The sequence below is a fragment of the Ruegeria sp. CE12 genome (assembly GCF_056537525.1).
This window is the reverse complement of record NZ_JBQFRS010000002.1, coordinates 571,773-590,145: the sequence shown is the minus strand read 5'-3', so window position 1 is coordinate 590,145 and position 18,373 is coordinate 571,773. Positions and strand designations below refer to the sequence as shown.

Here is an 18,373-nt window from a genome sequence, read left to right as displayed (position 1 = left end):
GCTCAAGTCGTTAAGGGTCGGATGTGTATGATATTGAGCCGCAAATTCAAGCTGAAAAAGCCCTGAAATTTCCGGGTGTTGCATTTCACGATACGTGAGTGTCATGGATTCAGCCTCTGCACACGCCATTCGTGACCGGGCATTTCACGATACCAACGGAACCGGTCATGCAACCGGAATGCACCATCAGCCCAGAACTCTATTTCCACGGGGGTCAAACGGTATCCGCCCCAGAACGGTGGACGCGGAGGATTCGATCCCAGCTTTGCCGTGACCTTAGCAACCTCAGCCATCAAAGCGGCCCTGCTCGACAATGGCTGCGACTGCTGCGACGCCCATGCACCCAGACGGCTTTTCAGCGATCGGGACGCATAATATTCATCGGCTTGCGGCCCTTCTTCTTTAGTAATGATACCACGAACACGGATTTGTCGCCGTAACGATTTCCAGTGCATGACAAACGCGGCCTTTCCTGCGCTGTCCAGTTCTCGGGCCTTTGCACTTTCGTAATTCGTATAGAATACGAATGCGTCCTTTTCGATCTCTTTCAAAAGGACCATCCGGGCATTCGGCAAGCCATCAGAATCAACGGTTGCAAGCGCAATCGCATTCGGATCGTTCGGTTCTGTCTCTTCGGCCTCGGCTAACCACCGCCCCGCTATTTCAAACGGATCGGCGCCAGCGAAAATGCCAGTGCGCTCACTCATTTCCATCCCCTGGAACGAATTGTTAACGACCCTACGGCGAGAACCCGCTCCGGCGCAAGAGTGCACGGCCTTGAAGCAGCGCAATCAATGGCATAAACCAACTCAACATATCGCGAAGACAGGCGGAGAACCGAACATGTCAAATCAGTTGATGGCCGGCAAACGCGGCCTCATCATGGGACTGGCCAATGACAAATCAATCGCATGGGGAATCGCCCGCGCCTTGTCCGATGCCGGGGCCGAGTTGGCCTTCTCTTACCAAGGGGATGCTCTGAAGAAGCGTGTTGACCCTCTGGCGGCGCAATTGGGCAGCGAAATCGTACTCCCTTGCGACGTAAGCGACGAAGCGTCGATCGATGGTCTGTTTACATCCCTGTCGGAAAAGTGGGGCAAGCTAGACTTCATCGTGCATGCCATCGGATTTTCCGACAAAAATGAGCTTCGTGGCCGTTACGTGGACACGTCGCGCGCGAACTTCAACCTGACGATGGATGTGTCGGTTTATTCTTTCACAGCTGTCATGCAGCGCGCCGAGAAGTTGATGACCGAAGGTGGCAGCGCGATCACCCTCACCTACTACGGTGCCGAGCAGGTCATGCCGCACTACAACGTTATGGGTGTTGCCAAGGCCGCACTTGAGGCATCGGTAAAGTATCTGGCCGAAGACCTCGGCAAAGATGGCATCCGCGTCAACGCTATCTCGGCTGGCCCGATTAAAACACTGGCTGCCAGCGGCATCGGTGATTTCCGCTACATCATGAAGTGGAACGAATACAACTCGCCGCTGCGCCGCAATGTAACCATCGATGATGTCGGTAATTCAGCACTCTACCTGTTGTCTGACCTGAGCAGCGGCGTGACCGGTGAAAACCTGCACGTGGATTCGGGTTACCATATCGTCGGTATGAAGGCCGTCGATGCGCCGGACGTGGAAAAAGGATAACAGATCATGAGCGCCAAGGACCGCCTGCCCCACGAAAAAGGCTTTCACATCAGCTGGGATCAGATACATCGTGATTCCCGCGCTTTGGCCTGGCGTCTGGATGGACAGGGTCCGGATGACGGCGCATGGCGAGCCGTCGTGGCGATCACGCGTGGCGGGATGGCTCCCGCCATGATCGTAAGCCGAGAACTGGACATCCGAACCGTCGATACCATCAGCGTTCGCTCTTATCATCATCAGGAACAGGGCGAGGCCGAAGTTCTCAAAGCCCCCGATGCTGATCTGATGGGCGATGGCACAGGCGTTCTGATCATCGATGATCTGGTCGACAGCGGGAAAACCCTGGAACTGGTGCGGGATATGTATCCCAACGCTCATTTCGCTACGGTCTATGCGAAGCCCAAAGGGCGCCCGATGGTGGATACCTTCATTACCGAAGTGAGTCAGGACACCTGGATTTTCTTCCCGTGGGATATGGCGCTGCAATATGTCGAGCCCTATCGCGGTACAGACTAACTGGTGAACAAACACCATCCTTTGCCTCAATCAGACCGCGGGGAGTTCCTCGCAATCAGAATCGGATAGCCGATGACACTGACACGTACCGCCTCCACTTTCGCTCCTCCGGTGATGGAGGCGCGCCGGTGGCTGGAAGGGGTTGAGTTCACTGCCGATCGGCCATTGATCAACGTCAGCCAGGCAGCACCCGTGGACCCGCCACCATTGGCATTGCGTCAGGCCATGGCAGAGTTCGCAATTAACGAAGACAGCGCCCACCTGTATGGGCCTGTTCTTGGCAACGATGACCTTCGCTCAGAATTGGCACGTGAAATTAGTGAGCATTATGCTGCTGCAATCACAGCTGATCAGGTTGCGATCACTTCTGGCTGTAATCAGGCCTTCTCGGCCGTAATCTCGGCGATAACGGATCAGGAAGATGAGGTTATCCTGCCAACCCCATGGTATTTTAACCATAAAATGTGGCTGGATATGGCGGGTGTGCGTGCCATTGATCTTCCAACGGGTGACGATCTGTTACCAGCCCCCGACAAAGCCCGTTCGCTGATAACAGATAAAACGCGCGCCATCGCGCTTGTTACTCCAAACAATCCCGGTGGCGTCGAGTATCCTGCTGAACTTGTGTTGGCTTTCTATGACCTGGCGCGCGAGGCAGGCATTCGTTTACTGGTCGATGAGACATATCGCGACTTTGACAGTCGCAATGGTCCTCCGCACGCACTGTTCCAACAGCCCGGTTGGGAAGACACTCTGGTTCATCTGTATTCTTTCTCCAAAGCCTATCGCCTGACAGGCCACCGCGTTGGCGCTGTGTCCAGCAGCGTTTCATTGTTGGCAGAAATGGAGAAGTTTCTGGATACCGTCGCAATTTGCCCCGGGCAAATCGGACAGTTTGCAGCACGCTGGGGGATGCAAAACCTGACCCAATGGCTGGCAGGCGAACGGGCAGAGATCCTTGATCGTCGCGCAGCAATTTCTGAGGGCATGCCGCGTCTCGAATCCAAGGGGTGGCGCTTATTGGGATTGGGCGCATACTTTGCCTATCTAGACCACCCGTTTGACATGCCGTCAGATGAAGTCGCTCGTCGTTTGGTGTCAGAGGCAGGCATTTTGCTCCTTCCCGGAACGATGTTCATGCCGGACCATGATCCTGCCGGAAAGCGACAGGTTCGCATCGCGTTTGCCAATCTCGATCGTCGAGGCATCGAACAATTGTTCGACCGCTTGCAGGCATTGACCTTCTGAGCTTGCCCCTCGCGCACGCGCATCGTATTCAGGGCCGCAACCGACAGGGCAGATACCTGCCGCAAGAAGCAAGAGGGCACCATGGCCGCAGGCATGAAAAACCTATCCAAAACCTTTGTCTGGATTCTCATGGGTCTTTTGATGGTGGGACTCGCCGGATTTGGTGCCGTCAATCTCAGCGGAACCGCACGTTCGGTTGCGCAGGTAGGCAACGAAGACGTTTCTGTTCAGGAATATGTACTTGAGTTGCAGCGTGAGATCCGCGCTGTCGAGGCCCAGACCGGCCAACCGCTGCAGATGTCTCAAGCGCAGCAATTGGGGCTTGATCAGAGGGCTCTGTCACGCCTGATTGCGCTGGCCGCACTGGACAATGAAACCCAAGAGCTCGGCATCTCAATCGGTGATGAAAATCTTCAAAATGAAATCGTACAGATTCCTGCATTCCAGGGCGTGAACGGTACATTTGATCGCGAAGCATATCGTTTCCAGCTGGAACAGGCCGGGATCACAGATTCCCAGTTCGAGGCGGATCTGCGTAAGGAATCTGCGCGCACCATCGTGCAGGGCGCGGTAATGAGCGGCGTCGAAATGCCCGCAACACTGACCGAAACTCTGGCGAACTATGTTCTGGCCCGCCGCAGCTTCACGGTTGCCACGCTCGCAAGTGATGCGCTTGAAACACCTGTCGCAGCGCCGACTGACGAGCAGATCCAAACTTACTACGACGAAAACACCGATTTCTTCACCCTACCCCGCACCAAGCGCCTGACTTATGCGATCCTGTCGCCGGAAATGCTGTTGGACACGGTTGAGATCGATGAAGACTCGCTGCGTCGTCTGTACGACCAACGCGCCGAGCAATATCAACAACCAGAACGCCGCTTGGTAGAACAACTTGTGTTTCCCAGCGAAGAAGCGGCGACCGAAGCCCTGGCGCAATTGGAAGTTGGTGGCAGCAGCTTCGAACAACTGGTTCGTACGCGCGAGCTTGAGCTGAGCGATGTGGATCTTGGCGATGTAACACGCGAAGATCTTGGCGAAGCAGCAGATGCCGTATTTGCGGCTGAACTCGACGATGTTGTTGGTCCGTTGCCATCACAGTTTGGTCCGGCCCTGTTCCGTATCAATGGCTCGCTGGCAGAAAACAATGTACCGTTCGAGGAGGCTGCACCTGAGCTGCGCGAAGAGCTTGCTGCAGATCGCGCGCGACGTCTGATTGAAGCACAGGCCGAAGACATCAATGACATGTTGGCCGGCGGCGCGACGCTCGAAGAGCTGGTGAGCGAAACCGAGATGGAACTGGGTGAAATCGACTGGACAGCCCAGAGCGAAGACGGCGTTGCAGCCTATGAAGGCTTCCGTAGTGTTGCTCAGGCCGTGCAGGAAGGCGATTTTCCAGAGGTTGCGTTCCTTGACGATGGTTCAATCTTTGCCTTGCGCCTGAATGAGGTTTTGCCACCGCGCCCGGAGCCGTTGGACAGTGCGCGTGATCAAGTGATTGCAGCCTGGGTACAGGAAGAGACCGCTAAAGCCCTGCAAGAACAGGCGAACACTGTATTGACCCAACTGGCGACCGATGGTGATTTTACCACGACTGGTCTGCCATTCCGCGTCGAAAACGCTCTTACCCGCACCGCCTTCCTTGAAGATGTGCCTGCGGATTTCATGACAGAGGTTTTCGAGATGGAACTGGGAGAGCTGCGTGTTATTCCGGGCATCGGTTCAGCTCTGATCGTTCGTCTTGATGAAGAGTTGCCCCCTGCGGAAACGGATGAACAACGTCAGATGCAGCAAGCGCTTGCTGCGCAGCTGAACCAAGCCTTGGCCCAGAACATCTTTGACATCTATGTGCGCGACGCTCAGACCCGCGCACGTCCTGTCGTGGATCAGCCTGCCCTGAATGCCGTTCAGGCCAACTTCTAAGAGAGAGCGGAATGGCCCTGACCCCTGAGTTCGACACTTTCGCACGCGCCTATGAAGCGGGCGAAAATCAGGTTGTTTACACCCGGCTGGCGGCGGACCTCGATACACCGGTCTCATTGATGCTCAAGCTGACGGGCGCGCAGAAAGACGCGTTCATGCTGGAATCGGTGACTGGAGGAGAAGTGCGCGGCCGGTACTCGATCATCGGGATGAAACCGGACCTGATCTGGCGGTGCGACGGGGAATCGTCTTCGCTGAACCGGTCTGCCCGATTTGACGGCGAAGCATTCGAGCCGCAAGACGGCAACCCGATGGACAACCTGCGCGCCCTGTTAGCCGAAAGCCGGATCGCCCTGCCCGACGATCTGCCGCAAGCGGCGGCGGGTTTGTTTGGCTATTTGGGTTACGACATGGTTCGGCTGGTTGAGTATCTGCCTGATGTGAACCCGGATCCCATGGGCCTGCCCGACGCAATCATGTTGCGCCCTTCGGTCATCGCAGTCCTGGATGGCGTTAAGGGCGAAGTCACTGTTGTATCCCCAGCATGGGTCAGTGACGGGCAGACTGCCAAGGCGGCTTATGCACAGGCCGCAGAACGCGTGATGGACGCCGTGCGGGATCTTGAGCGCGCCATGCCAGCCGAGACCCGTGATCTGGGTGAAGCGCATGAAGTTGCACCGCCGGTGTCGAACTTCACCAAATCCGGATACATGGAAGCTGTCGAAAAGGCCAAGGAGTACATCCGGGCTGGCGATATCTTTCAGGTCGTCCCGGCGCAGCGTTGGACGCAGGAGTTTCCCCTGCCCCCCTTCACGCTCTATCGCTCGCTTCGACGTACGAACCCGTCGCCGTTCATGTTCTATTTCAACTTCGGCGGATTTCAGGTCGTAGGCGCAAGCCCAGAGATTCTGGTGCGCGTCTTTGGCAGCGAGGTCACAATCCGACCCATCGCGGGCACCCGGCCACGCGGTGCGACCCCGGAAGAAGACAAGGCAAATGAAGTCGATCTTCTGGCCGACAAGAAAGAACTCGCCGAGCATCTGATGCTACTTGATCTTGGCCGCAACGATACCGGGCGGGTCTCCAAAATCGGCACCGTGCGCCCGACCGAAGAGTTCATCATCGAGCGCTACAGCCACGTGATGCATATCGTTTCGAACGTCGTCGGTGAACTTGCCGAAGACAAAGACGCGCTGGATGCGTTCTTTGCTGGTATGCCTGCCGGTACGGTCTCAGGCGCGCCCAAGGTCCGTGCGATGGAGATCATCGACGAACTGGAACCTGAAAAGCGCGGCGTCTATGGCGGAGGTGTCGGGTACTTTAGCGCGGGTGGCGACATGGATATGTGTATCGCGCTACGCACTGCCATCGTGAAAGATCGTAAGCTTTTCATTCAAGCGGGCGGTGGTGTTGTCTACGACAGCGACCCGGAGGCCGAGTATATGGAGACTGTCCATAAATCGAATGCCATCCGACGCGCAGCTGCGGATGCGGCAAGGTTTACCGGCTCAGGAAACTCCTAAGAAATAGGGCGGCAAGTCGAAAGACCGCCGCCCTTTGTTCGATGGGTTTGCTTAAACCCTATTGAACTTCATACTTCATAACAGCAGAAATCGGGGCCATCGCGACGCGGTTGCCCCGATCCTCGAGGCCCCATAGCAGAAGGGCCGAAATCGTTTCAGGCCGCAGCCGACCCAGCATCACAACCGCACCGTCCTGACCCGCACGGAAAGCCGCCTGATCCAGGAAACGCCGCATCACTTTCGGATCTTGGCGCGCACCGTCAAAGTCACGGAAAACAACACTCGACGGAACACCATTCCGAGCTGCCAGCTTCTGCACGGTATTCAATCCATTATCCTGAGTGATGATCCCACGCCCGGTTCCCCCGGCGATCTCGGCGACCTGGTCGGCCAATTTTCGGTTGCCCTGAATACCTGATTCAACGCCTTCCAAAATTCCAACGGTCTCTGGAAGCGTTTCCAGCCATACTGACAACGAGACCTCAGCATCCTGAGCACTGGCCGCCTCTGGCAAATCCGCCAGCGCAAGCACTTCGAAACCCGCTTCGCGGTGGCGTGCCATCTTGCCAGCGGCATCAGGGTCAGACGGGCTTACGGCGAAGCTAAGCGGATATGGGAAATCCTTAAGGGCTTCAGCCCCGAACGCGCCTTCGTCATCGATCAGAATAATCGACATCAACGGCTTGGATTCAGGGTTTTCGAAATCTGCGGCGTAGTCCTCGATCGGCTTTCCGGTCATCGCTGCAGGGTCATCAGAATTTTCGTCCGTCTCTGTCGGCTCAGCATCCCGCTCTGTCAACGGTAGGACCCGCTTGCCCACCAATGTCGCTGCAGTTGCGGGTTCTTCACCGCCGATCTGTGGCAACGATGCAATCCGCGCACGCTTACGCGGCAGAGTGTCTTCGTCACCTTCTACCGCAATTGGATTGTCCTCGAGCGAAATTTCCTCATCAGTACCCTCTTCGGACGGCAGCGAAGTGGTTTCGGGTTCAGGTTCGACCTCTTCCCTAGGCAACTCGGTTTGCTCGGGTGTTTCTTGCTCAGGCGCTTCGCTGTCCTCGGGTACCAGCAAAGCGATTTCTTCTTCTTTCGGCTGCGAAGGCTGAGGCGGCGTTGCATCCACAACGACAGGCTCCACATCTTCCTGAGGCGAAGCAGGAACTGGTGCTGGCGCTGGGGGCGCGGTTGGCGCTTCCGTGCTCACGGTCACCTCAGTCGCCTCGTTGGTGCCAGGATTTTCCAATCCCTGCGTGGCACCGCCTATTTCAGGCCGGGAATCAGCTTCGGGTTCTATACCGTCCAGATCAACCAAATCATCAGACGGGGTATCTATCGCCGCGAGCGCACTGGGTGCGACTTCAACAAGATCAGAATCAGGACCTGAACCATCAACCTCGGCTTCGACCTCAGGGGCATCGATCGCATCGACCGACGGGGCCGAGGTCACCAAAACAGGCTTGCTTGTCAGCGGTGTATTCAACGAAAGCACCGCACCCAAGATCAAAACAACGACCGCCCCGGCGATCATTCCACCGATAAATCCGCCCATCTTATTTCGCCTCTCGCCTTTCTGCCTGCCTCGACAGCCTGTGCACCGTCTGATGCGGTGCTCACCCACACGATAGATCAAGATAGGGATGTACCCTTGACGCTGCCGCGCAAGCCTGAGCATGTATGTCCCGACATTATACCGTGGCCGAGGGCTGTATCGCCAGCCCGAAATGCCAAAGCTGAGATAAGTGCCCAAATGCTGCTGCTGATCGACAACTACGACTCGTTTACCTACAATCTGGTTCACTATCTGGGCGAGTTGGGCGCTGAAATGGTCGTGCGCCGCAACGATGCGCTGGATGTTCAGGAAGCCATGGCAATGAACCCGGCAGGGATACTGCTGAGCCCCGGCCCTTGTGACCCGGATCAGGCTGGCATCTGTCTGGCCCTGACCGAAGCGGCAGCAGAGACCAAAACACCGCTATTGGGTGTATGCCTAGGGCATCAGACCATCGGTCAAAGCTTTGGTGGCAATGTCGTTCGTTGCCATGAGATCGTGCATGGCAAAATGGGTATGATGCATCACACTGGCAAAGGTGTGTTTGCTGGCCTGCCCTCGCCTTTCGAAGCGACCCGCTATCATTCTTTGGTGGTTGAACGTGAAACGCTGCCAGATTGCCTTGAGATCACAGCTGAGCTCGAAGACGGCACCATCATGGGCCTTCAACACAAAGAACTGCCGATCCATGGCGTCCAGTTCCACCCGGAATCCATCGCATCCGAGCATGGCCACGCCCTGCTCAAGAACTTCCTAAACGAAATGAAAGTCCCCGCATGAGCGACGCGCTGAAACCGCTGATCGGAGCAGCTGCCGATCGGCCCCTGACCCGTGCCGAGGCAGAACAGGCCTTTTCGATCCTCTTCGAAGGTGAGGCAACCCCCAGTCAGATTGGCGGCCTGCTGATGGCAATGCGGACGCGCGGCGAGACGGTCGAAGAATACGCGGCCGCCGCAGCAGTTATGCGCGACAAATGCAATAAAGTTGAAGCACCTGCCGGAGCGATCGATATCGTCGGAACCGGTGGCGACGGCAAAGGGACATTGAATATCTCGACCGCGACGGCGTTTGTCGTAGCCGGTGCCGGAGTGACAGTCGCCAAACATGGCAACCGCAATCTCAGTTCGAAGTCAGGCGCTGCGGACGCACTTGGCCAACTGGGCATTAACGTGATGGTTGGCCCGGAAATCGTTGAAACTGCACTCAGACAGGCTGGCATCGGTTTCATGATGGCCCCTATGCATCATCCCGCCATTGCCCACGTCATGCCAACCCGGCAAGAGTTGGGAACACGCACGATTTTCAACATTCTCGGGCCGCTGACCAACCCGGCAGGTGTCAGACGCCAGTTGACCGGAGCATTCAGCAGGGATCTGATCAGGCCGATGGCCGAAACACTCGGCTTATTGGGAGCTGAGCACGCATGGCTGGTGCATGGTTCGGACGGAACCGATGAACTGACAATTACCGGCGTTAGCTGGGTTGCCGCACTGGAAGATGGTGGTGTGAGAGAGGTCGAATTGCATCCGGAAGATGCAGGCCTGCCCGTACATCCCTTTGAAGACATCGTTGGTGGAACTCCCGAAGAGAACGCAATGGCATTCCGGGCATTGCTCGACGGCGCACCATCGGCCTACCGGGACGCGGTATTGCTGAATTCGGCCGCTGCTCTGGTGGTTGCTGATGCTGCACAAGACCTTCGTGAAGGTGTTGAAAAAGCTGCTGAAAGTATCGACAGCGGCAAAGCTAAAGATAAGATCGCTGCACTTGCCCGCATTACACAGGAAGCCGCATGACCGAGACTGTTCTGGATAAAATCAAGGCCTACAAACTCGAGGAAGTCGCGGCAGACAAAGCCCGTAAGCCCTTGGAAGAAATGGAAGCCGCCGCACGCGAAGCATCCGAGGTTCGCGGGTTTGCAAAGGCCCTTCAAGGTGCGACGCGTCAAGGCTATGGCCTGATTGCCGAAGTAAAAAAGGCCAGCCCTTCCAAGGGTCTGATCCGCGCGGATTTTGATCCGCCAGCCCTGGCAAAAGCCTATGAGGACGGCGGCGCTACTTGTTTGTCTGTCCTGACGGATACGCCCAGCTTTCAGGGGGCAAAGGAGTATCTGACTGCCGCTCGCGATGCCTGCTCTCTGCCGGCGCTGCGAAAAGACTTCATGTATGATCCTTATCAGGTGGTCGAGGCACGTGCCCTGGGCGCTGACTGTATCCTCATCATCATGGCGTCGGTTGAAGATAATCTGGCTGCAGAACTGGAGCAAACGGCGTTTGATTGGGGCATGGATGTTCTGATCGAAGTCCATGATGAGGACGAACTTGCGCGTGCCGCTGAGCTCAAAAGCCCTTTGATTGGCATAAACAACCGTAACCTCAAGACGTTCGAGACAACTCTTGATACGACGCGCCGACTGTCCAAACTGGTTCCGGGCGATCGTACAATCGTGTGTGAGAGTGGTCTCAGCACTCCTGCTGATCTGGCCGATATTGCCCGCTATGGCGCCCGGTGCTTTCTGATTGGTGAAAGCCTCATGCGTCAGGATGATGTTGCTGCCGCCACCCATGAACTGCTCGCGAACCCGCTGATCCCCGGAGTAATGTGATGCCGCTGACGCATTTCGATGCCAAAGGTCAGGCCCACATGGTCGATGTCTCTGACAAAGAGGTAACGGACCGTGTCGCAGTGGCTGCCGGTCACATTAAAATGGCACGAGAAACCTTTGATATCATTTCAGAAGGCCGTGCTAAAAAGGGCGATGTTCTTGGAATTGCACGTCTCGCAGGGATTATGGGTGCGAAGAAAACGCCCGACCTGATTCCTTTGTGTCATCCGCTGCCTGTAACCAAGGTTGCCGTCGAGTTGACTTTGGATCCCGACCTTCCCGGCGTTCTTATCGAAGCGACGGTAAAAACTTCGGGACAAACCGGTGTTGAAATGGAAGCTTTGACCGCCGTATCGACCGCAGCGCTCACCGTTTACGACATGACCAAGGCCGTCGACAAAGCGATGGAAATCGGCGCCATCCGAGTGATCTTGAAAGATGGCGGAAAGTCAGGACGTTACGAAGCGGAATGATTACAGTAGAAGAAGCGCGCACCCTTCTTTTTGAACTTGTTTCTGCACTACCGGCCGAAACGATTCCGCTTGCCGAAGCTTCTGGTCGCATTTTGGCGCAGGATGTTGTGGCAACGCGAGACCAGCCTCCATTCGCTGCGTCTTCGATGGATGGATATGCTGTGAAAGCAGCCGAAGTTGAACTACATGCCATGTTCAAAGTCGTCGGCGAGGCAGTTGCAGGAAAACGGTTTGATAAACCTGTTGGTCCCGGCCAGGCTGTTCGCATCTTTACTGGTGCACCGGTTCCGGAAGGCGCGGATTTTATTGTAATTCAGGAAGATGTCGATCGTCGCGGTGATTTGATCACTATAACCGATGATCCAGGTGCAAAAACCAACATTCGCCCTGCGGGTGTGGATTTTACCAAAGGCACGATCATCACTGCCCCACGCCGACTGCGGCCAGAGGATCTTGCGCTGCTGGCGGCTATGAACATCGCGACAGTTCCCGTTGCGCAGAAACCGCAGATTGCCTTGATCTCGACGGGTGATGAACTGGTAATGCCCGGCGAGACACCGGGTCTCGATCAGATCATCGCCTCGAACACATTCGGTCTCAAAGCCTTATTGGAAGAAGCAGGTGCACATGTTCGCATTCTGCCCATCGCAAAAGACACAACATCGTCGCTTGAAACCGCGTTCGGAATGGCTGCTGGCGCCGATCTTGTTGTAACGATTGGTGGTGCGTCGGTCGGGGATTACGACCTTGTGTCTGATGTATCACAGGCGTTGGGGATGGAGCGCTCTTTCTACAAAATCAGGATGCGCCCGGGAAAACCCTTGATGGCGGGACGTTTCGGGGATGCAGCCATGGTCGGCCTGCCCGGAAATCCGGTCAGCGCAATGGTTTGCGGATATTTATTTCTGGTGCCGTTAGTCAGACGGATGTTGGGTTTGGAACATGGTCTCCCAGCATTTCGTCGGGCCAAACTCGGCGAGCCTATCGGTAAAAACGGCCCACGCGAGCACTATATGCGGGCAATCGTTGATGAAAACGGTATCCGAGCTTGCCCCGATCAGGACAGTTCTCTGCTCAGCGTTCTAGCGCAAGCAAACGCTTTGTTGGTAAGAGAACCAAACGACCCCGAACGAGACGCGGGTGAAGAGGTTTTGTACCTTCCAATTTGATCCAAACGGCAAATCCGTTGACACAAAACGTGAACATGCGTAGAACAAAAGAAAACGCATGAGCGACGAGGTGTGAGCAATGCTAACCAAGAAACAGTTGGATTTGCTGGAATTCATCCACAAACGCGTTCAGGCGGACGGTGTTCCGCCCAGCTTTGATGAAATGAAGATCGCGTTGGACCTGAGATCAAAATCCGGGATTCACCGTTTGATTACTGCGCTTGAAGAACGCGGCTTTATCCGACGTCTCGCCCACCGCGCCAGGGCGATTGAAATCGTCAAGCTTCCCGAAAGTCTGGGTGGCGAACCAACAGCCGGCTTCAAACCTCGCGTCATCGAAGGTGATCGACCTACTGGGCCGCGCCCTGCCAATTTTGAACCGGTGACTGTCGATGCGATGGAACTGCCTGTAATGGGTCGGATCGCAGCCGGTGTCCCCATCGAAGCCATCAGCCACGTATCGCATCGCGTAGCGGTTCCGGGGTCGATGGTGTCCGGTCAGGGCGATCACTATGCGCTCGAAGTTCGCGGAGATTCGATGATCGACGCCGGTATTAACGATGGCGATGTCGTTGTGATCCGGGAAACAACCGTTGCTGACAATGGCGACATCGTTGTGGCCTTGGTCGAGGATCAGGAGGCCACGCTGAAAAGGTTCTTCCGGCGTGGACACGCCATCGCGCTGGAAGCAGCAAATCCCGCGTATGAAACCCGTGTCCTTCCCGAAGACAAGGTAAAGGTTCAGGGCCGTTTGGTTGGACTGATCCGAACCTATTGAATTTGGTGCCCGTCCCTTGGGACGGGCGACCACAACCGATGCCCGGTTACCTGAGCGCTTGTGCGTATTTCCCCCTGTGACAATGCAAGGCTTCCGGTTCTCAAAAGCGATTCCGGGTCGAAGATTTTGCAATCTCCGTTCAGTGACACGGGTACTGCCGAAACAACGATCTGATCACTGCTGCACTCGCTAAACTCTTGTGCTGCGCGTTTACCTGTAAGGTGAACCAACTCCTTGTCGTTCAGCAAATATCTCTGAACCTTGTCGATGCCGGATGGCCAACGACTGGCAGCCTTTGACTGATCCGCTCCGTCACCATCATTTTCCAACCAGACCGTCGCAACAAACCCACTCCCTCGTTGCTTGCTCAATGCACGTCCTGTTTCTGTCATTACTCCCACCAGCCCACCGGACTCGGCGATCAAAACTTCAGGCCGGTTTCCCTGCCCCCACAGCAGCAAAGCTCCGATGATGGGCACAGTGCCTACCCATCGAGCGCTTCCGCGCCACAAAATCAGCCATAGCGCCCCCAGTGCCATCACCGGCAGGACGTAGTCTGGCGGGCTGACCACAAATCCCTGGGCACCACTCAGACCTGATATCCAGTCCGCAACTACAATAATCCATCTGAGGCCCAACCCCATCACCCACAGAGCCACCACTTCGAGCCCAAATGGAGCCAGAAGCGCTGCGACCACGGCCGCAGGAACAACGATCGTGCCCATGACCGGTACCGCGAGCATGTTAGCCAGCAATCCATAGTGAGCCATTGTATTGAAATGTGCTGCCCCCACCGGAGCGGTAGCGAGTCCGGCTATGGCAGAAGATAGCAGCACGCCCCCCACTGGTCGGAGCCATTTCGGCCCGGGGATTCGACCAAAATCGCGAAGCCCTCCGAATATCGCAACCAGGGCTGTAGTGGCTGCAAATGACATTTGAAAACCGGGGCTTAGCAATGATTCTGGACGCAGAAAAAGGACGATGATCGCGGCCACCGCTACGGCTCTCAAAGAAATCGCCCTGCGATCAATCAACACTGCGCCAAACATGACAGAGACCATGACATAAGCGCGTTCTGTTGCGACGTTACCACCAGATAGAACCAAGTAGATTGTTGCGGCAATTAACGCACAAACTGCTGCGAGTTTTCGAACCGGCAGCCGTAACGCCAAGACCGGAACTGCAGAAAACCCAATTCGACACGCGACAAACACAAACCCGGTCAACAGCCCCATATGTAGGCCAGAGATTGCGAGCAGGTGCGCAAGATTCGACATTCTAAGAGCGCCCAGAGTGTTCTGCCCCATGCCGCTTCGATCCCCGGTCGTAACCGCAGCCGCGAAACCACCCACCTCGTCAGGTAATATGGATCGAACACGCTGAGAAATTGCCATGCGCCATGCGGTAATCTGAACGCCGCGCTGACCCATGGATGCAGGTGCGACGGTCAGCACCGGAACACGCGTATAGCCAACAGCACCCAGTTTCTGAAACCATGCATGCCGACGGAAATCAAAGCCACCGGGTTCCACCGGCCCTTGTGGTGGCGACAGGTAGGCCGTCGTCATAATTCTCTGCCCCGGCTCCAGCGATGTGGAACCACCATGCAGGGACAACCGGATGCGCTGCGGACGACGGTCTTTGGGTACATCCCCGATCCGCACACTGTCCAGTGTAACCCGCAGCGCATCCGATGCAGAGCGGTCCAGCGCAACGACCCTCCCCTCAACAGGACCGTAGTAGCGCCATTGCAAGACCGGCTCTGCGACCATATGGGCGCGTGTACCGGCCAGTAAGAAACCAGCAGCGACAAGCGCCCCCCCAATTGCCAGCGGAGCCCAGGCAACAGGCAAACGTCGGCAAGCGCAGATCGCGAACAAACCTGAGGCAACAACGCCGTAGTAGAACTGCTGGTCCGGCTCGAATGTAAGGCCGAAATACAGTCCTATGCCGATTGCCAGACAGACCGGAGACCAGGGAAACAGATGTCCGCGCTGGTTCAGCAACGCGACCTCAATCCGTGCCAGAACACGCATGGTTGCCCCCGTCCTTCGGGCTCGTTAGACAGGCGCCAACACTATGCCCGACACGGTTACCAAAAGGTTAATCAACACTATGTCCGATCAGGTCGTCACCCGTTTTGCCCCTTCACCCACTGGCTTTCTGCACATCGGTGGCGCACGTACCGCGCTGTTTAACTGGCTTTATGCACGTGGCCGCGGCGGTAAGTTCCTGTTGCGTATCGAAGACACGGATCGTGAACGTTCAACCCCAGAAGCCACAGCGGCGATCCTGCAGGGTATGGAATGGCTGGGTTTGGATCATGATGGCGAAGTGATCAGTCAGTTCGAAGGCGCTGACCGTCATGCGGAAGTTGCCCATCAACTGCTGGCTGAAGGCAAAGCCTACAAGTGCTTCTCCACTCAGGACGAGATTTCTGCGTTTCGGGAGCAGGCTCGGGAAGAAGGTAAGTCGACCTTGTTCCAAAGCCCATGGCGTGATGCGGACCCCGCCAGCCACCCCGACCTGCCATTTGTCGTTCGGATAAAGGCGCCAAAAGAAGGCTCGACCGTAATTCGTGATCAGGTCCAAGGCGACGTTACGATCCGAAACGATCAGCTAGATGATATGGTTCTGCTACGTTCGGACGGCACGCCCGTCTACATGCTGGCCGTAGTGGTGGACGATCACGATATGGGTGTTACTCACGTCATTCGTGGCGATGATCATCTAAACAACGCTGCGCGTCAGATGACGATCTACGAGGCGATGGGTTGGGATGTCCCAGTCTGGGCCCACATTCCGCTGATTCATGGGTCTGATGGCAAAAAACTGAGCAAGCGCCACGGTGCTTTGGGTGCGCAGGAATATCAGGCTATGGGGTATCCGGCCGCTGGCATGCGCAATTATCTGGCGCGTTTGGGCTGGAGCCACGGAGACGACGAGTTCTTCACGGATGAGCAGGCCAGAGAGTGGTTTGATCTAGATGGAATAGGCAAGAGCCCTGCCCGTTTCGATTTGAAAAAGCTGGAAAACCTGTGTGGACAACACATTGCCATCTCAAACGATGCTGCATTGCAGAAAGAAATTGCTGACTATCTGGCGGCAGCAGATCTTCCTACTTTGACTGAAACACAATCTGGTGATCTGGTGCGTGCGATGTATTGCCTCAAGGATCGCGCCCGAACTTTTCCCGAACTGCTTGAAAAAGCGCATTTTGTGCTAACATCTCGGCCAATTGATCCGGATGAAAAAGCTAAAAAGGCGCTCGACTCTGTATCCGATGGTATACTGAAGGAATTGACGCCGCAGCTGCAAAATGTTAGCTGGACGCGAAGCGAACTGGAGGAAGCCCTGAATTCGTTTGCAGAAGCGAAAGGGCTAAAGTTCGGCAAGTTAGCAGGCCCCCTTCGGGCGGCATTGGCAGGCCGGGCAGTAACACCTTCGGTATTTGACATGATGCTCGTGCTGGGACGTGAAGAAAGCCTGGCGCGACTTTCTGATGCAGCGACATAAACCTGGTCTTCACATTCGGGTAACGCTGCTCCGCTAACACCCGGACTGCGCGCCCGCGCGCAGCCGTTGCCCGCTATGTCGGTCAGCGAACCGACATGCGTAAGATTGAGGAAGGGACAACCATGACCGAGAGCCAACAAAAAGCGACCCTGACTGTCCATGGCAAAACCTACGAATTGCCGGTTCACTCACCAACAGCCGGGCCAGATGTCATCGACATCCGGAAGCTTTATGGTCAGGCTGACGTATTCACCTATGACCCCGGTTTCACATCGACCGCGAGCTGCGACAGCACGATCACTTACATCGACGGCGAAAAAGGTGAGCTTCTGCACCGCGGATATCCGATCGATCAGCTGGCTGAGAAATCGCACTTCCTCGAAGTATGCTATCTGCTGCTGTACGGAGAGCTGCCCGTAGCGAAAGACCTCGAGGAATTCGAAACCACTATCACGCGCCACACCATGCTGCATGAGCAAATGCAGTACTTCTACCGTGGTTTCCGTCGTGACGCGCATCCCATGGCGATCATGGTAGGTGTGGTTGGCGCAATGTCGGCCTTCTATCACGACTCAACCGACGTTTCAGATCCGCATCAGCGTGAAGTTGCGTCGCATCGCCTGATCGCGAAGATGCCGACCATCGCGGCATGGGCTTACAAGTATCACATCGGTCAGCCCTTTGTTTATCCGCGCAATGACCTGGATTATGCCTCGAACTTCCTGCGCATGTGTTTTGCCGTTCCTGCCGAGGATTATGAGGTAAACCCGATTCTGAGCCGCGCAATGGACCGCATCTTTACCCTGCATGCAGACCACGAGCAGAACGCTTCGACCTCGACCGTTCGCCTGGCTTCGTCTTCGGGTGCAAACCCGTTTGCGTGTATCGCTGCAGGTATCGCTTGCCTCTGGGGTCCTGCCCATGGTGGCGCCAACCAGGCATGTCTGGAAATGCTCGAGCAGATCGGAAGTGTCGACAACATCCCTGAATACATCGAGCGCGCCAAAGACAAGAACGACCCGTTCCGTCTGATGGGCTTTGGTCACCGCGTCTATAAGAACTTTGACCCGCGCGCGAAGGTGATGAAGCAATCCGCCGACGAGGTTCTGGATCTGCTCGGTATCGAAAACAATCCCAAACTACAGGTTGCGAAAGCGCTCGAGAAACAGGCGCTGGAAGATCCGTATTTCGTTGAGAAAAAACTGTTCCCGAACGTAGACTTCTATTCGGGCATCATTCTCGAGGCGATGGGCTTCCCAACATCGATGTTCACGCCGATCTTCGCGCTGTCGCGCACCGTTGGCTGGGTCAGCCAGTGGAAAGAAATGATCGCCGATCCACAAAACAAAATCGGTCGTCCGCGCCAGCTGTATCTGGGCGAAACCACACGCGATTACGTCGATATCGAAAATCGCTGATCGGT

Annotated in this window: 16 protein-coding genes; 13 read left to right on the top strand and 3 right to left on the bottom strand. The window is 56.0% G+C overall.

Going from position 1 to position 18,373, the window contains the following annotated elements:
- Positions 1-101: 101 nt before the first annotated feature.
- Complete coding sequence (gene pdxH / locus ACR0IO_RS07720) at positions 102-707, bottom strand: pyridoxamine 5'-phosphate oxidase (RefSeq protein ID WP_170330580.1); 606 nt, start codon at positions 705-707, stop codon at positions 102-104.
- 136 nt (positions 708-843) lie between these two features.
- Here pdxH and fabI point away from each other — a divergent pair, with 136 nt between their 5' ends.
- The 5 genes from fabI to trpE all read left to right on the top strand — a co-directional run bounded on the left by fabI (position 844) and on the right by trpE (position 6,860).
- Positions 844-1,650: an enoyl-ACP reductase FabI gene (gene fabI, locus ACR0IO_RS07715; protein ID WP_480740555.1), complete on the top strand. Its 807-nt coding sequence runs from the start codon at positions 844-846 to the stop codon at positions 1,648-1,650.
- A gap of 6 nt (positions 1,651-1,656) precedes the next feature.
- Positions 1,657-2,166, top strand: coding sequence for a xanthine phosphoribosyltransferase (gene gpt, locus ACR0IO_RS07710; RefSeq protein ID WP_155147071.1), 510 nt, complete (start codon positions 1,657-1,659; stop codon positions 2,164-2,166).
- A gap of 72 nt (positions 2,167-2,238) precedes the next feature.
- Positions 2,239-3,414 (top strand): aminotransferase, encoded by a 1,176-nt coding sequence (locus ACR0IO_RS07705; RefSeq protein ID WP_480740551.1) that lies wholly within the window; start codon positions 2,239-2,241, stop codon positions 3,412-3,414.
- Between the two features lie 81 nt (positions 3,415-3,495).
- Positions 3,496-5,337, top strand: a complete 1,842-nt coding sequence (locus tag ACR0IO_RS07700; RefSeq protein ID WP_480740548.1) for a peptidyl-prolyl cis-trans isomerase — start codon at positions 3,496-3,498, stop codon at positions 5,335-5,337.
- Positions 5,338-5,348: 11 nt separating this feature from the next.
- Positions 5,349-6,860, top strand: coding sequence for an anthranilate synthase component I (trpE, locus tag ACR0IO_RS07695; protein WP_480740546.1), 1,512 nt, complete (start codon positions 5,349-5,351; stop codon positions 6,858-6,860).
- Between the two features lie 58 nt (positions 6,861-6,918).
- Here trpE and ACR0IO_RS07690 read toward each other — a convergent pair whose 3' ends face one another.
- Positions 6,919-8,409, bottom strand: coding sequence for a divergent polysaccharide deacetylase family protein (locus ACR0IO_RS07690; protein WP_480740543.1), 1,491 nt, complete (start codon positions 8,407-8,409; stop codon positions 6,919-6,921).
- A 198-nt stretch (positions 8,410-8,607) separates the two neighbouring features.
- On the opposite strand from ACR0IO_RS07690, the gene ACR0IO_RS07685 reads away from it, so the two are divergent.
- The 6 genes from ACR0IO_RS07685 (at position 8,608) to lexA (ending at position 13,434) form a co-directional block, all read left to right on the top strand.
- Positions 8,608-9,189, top strand: a complete 582-nt coding sequence (locus ACR0IO_RS07685) for an anthranilate synthase component II (RefSeq protein ID WP_155147081.1) — start codon at positions 8,608-8,610, stop codon at positions 9,187-9,189.
- Complete coding sequence (trpD, locus tag ACR0IO_RS07680; protein ID WP_155147082.1) at positions 9,186-10,205, top strand: anthranilate phosphoribosyltransferase; 1,020 nt, start codon at positions 9,186-9,188, stop codon at positions 10,203-10,205. The genes ACR0IO_RS07685 and trpD overlap by 4 nt, the downstream gene beginning before the upstream one ends.
- Entirely contained in the window at positions 10,202-11,014 is an 813-nt protein-coding gene (gene trpC / locus ACR0IO_RS07675) for an indole-3-glycerol phosphate synthase TrpC (protein ID WP_170330590.1), read from the top strand. Before trpD ends, trpC begins: the two co-directional genes overlap by 4 nt.
- Entirely contained in the window at positions 11,014-11,487 is a 474-nt protein-coding gene (moaC, locus tag ACR0IO_RS07670; protein WP_155147086.1) for a cyclic pyranopterin monophosphate synthase MoaC, read from the top strand. The genes trpC and moaC overlap by 1 nt, the downstream gene beginning before the upstream one ends.
- On the top strand, positions 11,484-12,656 hold the full coding sequence (locus tag ACR0IO_RS07665) for a molybdopterin molybdotransferase MoeA (RefSeq protein WP_480740534.1): 1,173 nt from the start codon (positions 11,484-11,486) through the stop codon (positions 12,654-12,656). Before moaC ends, ACR0IO_RS07665 begins: the two co-directional genes overlap by 4 nt.
- 79 nt (positions 12,657-12,735) lie before the next feature.
- A complete protein-coding gene (lexA, locus tag ACR0IO_RS07660; RefSeq protein WP_170330595.1) occupies positions 12,736-13,434 on the top strand; it encodes a transcriptional repressor LexA in 699 nt (232 codons plus the stop codon).
- Here the strand turns inward: lexA and ACR0IO_RS07655 are convergent.
- On the bottom strand, positions 13,428-15,470 hold the full coding sequence (locus ACR0IO_RS07655; RefSeq protein WP_480740533.1) for a ComEC/Rec2 family competence protein: 2,043 nt from the start codon (positions 15,468-15,470) through the stop codon (positions 13,428-13,430). The genes lexA and ACR0IO_RS07655 overlap by 7 nt on opposite strands.
- A gap of 79 nt (positions 15,471-15,549) precedes the next feature.
- Here ACR0IO_RS07655 and gltX point away from each other — a divergent pair, with 79 nt between their 5' ends.
- Positions 15,550-16,950, top strand: coding sequence for a glutamate--tRNA ligase (gene gltX, locus ACR0IO_RS07650; protein WP_480740861.1), 1,401 nt, complete (start codon positions 15,550-15,552; stop codon positions 16,948-16,950).
- A 122-nt stretch (positions 16,951-17,072) separates the two neighbouring features.
- Complete coding sequence (gene gltA / locus ACR0IO_RS07645) at positions 17,073-18,368, top strand: citrate synthase (RefSeq protein WP_170331076.1); 1,296 nt, start codon at positions 17,073-17,075, stop codon at positions 18,366-18,368.
- The last annotated feature ends 5 nt before the right edge of the window (positions 18,369-18,373 follow it).

Excerpts from the sequence above, each read along its gene's own strand:
- pdxH (WP_170330580.1), bottom strand. The coding sequence starts at position 707 with ATGAGTGAGCGCACTGGCATTTTCGCTGGCGCCGATCCGTTTGAAATA.
- fabI (WP_480740555.1), top strand. The coding sequence starts at position 844 with ATGTCAAATCAGTTGATGGCCGGCAAACGCGGCCTCATCATGGGACTG.
- gpt (WP_155147071.1), top strand. The coding sequence starts at position 1,657 with ATGAGCGCCAAGGACCGCCTGCCCCACGAAAAAGGCTTTCACATCAGC.
- ACR0IO_RS07705 (WP_480740551.1), top strand. The coding sequence starts at position 2,239 with ATGACACTGACACGTACCGCCTCCACTTTCGCTCCTCCGGTGATGGAG.
- ACR0IO_RS07700 (WP_480740548.1), top strand. The coding sequence starts at position 3,496 with ATGGCCGCAGGCATGAAAAACCTATCCAAAACCTTTGTCTGGATTCTC.
- trpE (WP_480740546.1), top strand. The coding sequence starts at position 5,349 with ATGGCCCTGACCCCTGAGTTCGACACTTTCGCACGCGCCTATGAAGCG.
- ACR0IO_RS07690 (WP_480740543.1), bottom strand. The coding sequence starts at position 8,409 with ATGGGCGGATTTATCGGTGGAATGATCGCCGGGGCGGTCGTTGTTTTG.
- ACR0IO_RS07685 (WP_155147081.1), top strand. The coding sequence starts at position 8,608 with ATGCTGCTGCTGATCGACAACTACGACTCGTTTACCTACAATCTGGTT.
- trpD (WP_155147082.1), top strand. The coding sequence starts at position 9,186 with ATGAGCGACGCGCTGAAACCGCTGATCGGAGCAGCTGCCGATCGGCCC.
- trpC (WP_170330590.1), top strand. The coding sequence starts at position 10,202 with ATGACCGAGACTGTTCTGGATAAAATCAAGGCCTACAAACTCGAGGAA.
- moaC (WP_155147086.1), top strand. The coding sequence starts at position 11,014 with ATGCCGCTGACGCATTTCGATGCCAAAGGTCAGGCCCACATGGTCGAT.
- ACR0IO_RS07665 (WP_480740534.1), top strand. The coding sequence starts at position 11,484 with ATGATTACAGTAGAAGAAGCGCGCACCCTTCTTTTTGAACTTGTTTCT.
- lexA (WP_170330595.1), top strand. The coding sequence starts at position 12,736 with ATGCTAACCAAGAAACAGTTGGATTTGCTGGAATTCATCCACAAACGC.
- ACR0IO_RS07655 (WP_480740533.1), bottom strand. The coding sequence starts at position 15,470 with ATGCGTGTTCTGGCACGGATTGAGGTCGCGTTGCTGAACCAGCGCGGA.
- gltX (WP_480740861.1), top strand. The coding sequence starts at position 15,550 with ATGTCCGATCAGGTCGTCACCCGTTTTGCCCCTTCACCCACTGGCTTT.
- gltA (WP_170331076.1), top strand. The coding sequence starts at position 17,073 with ATGACCGAGAGCCAACAAAAAGCGACCCTGACTGTCCATGGCAAAACC.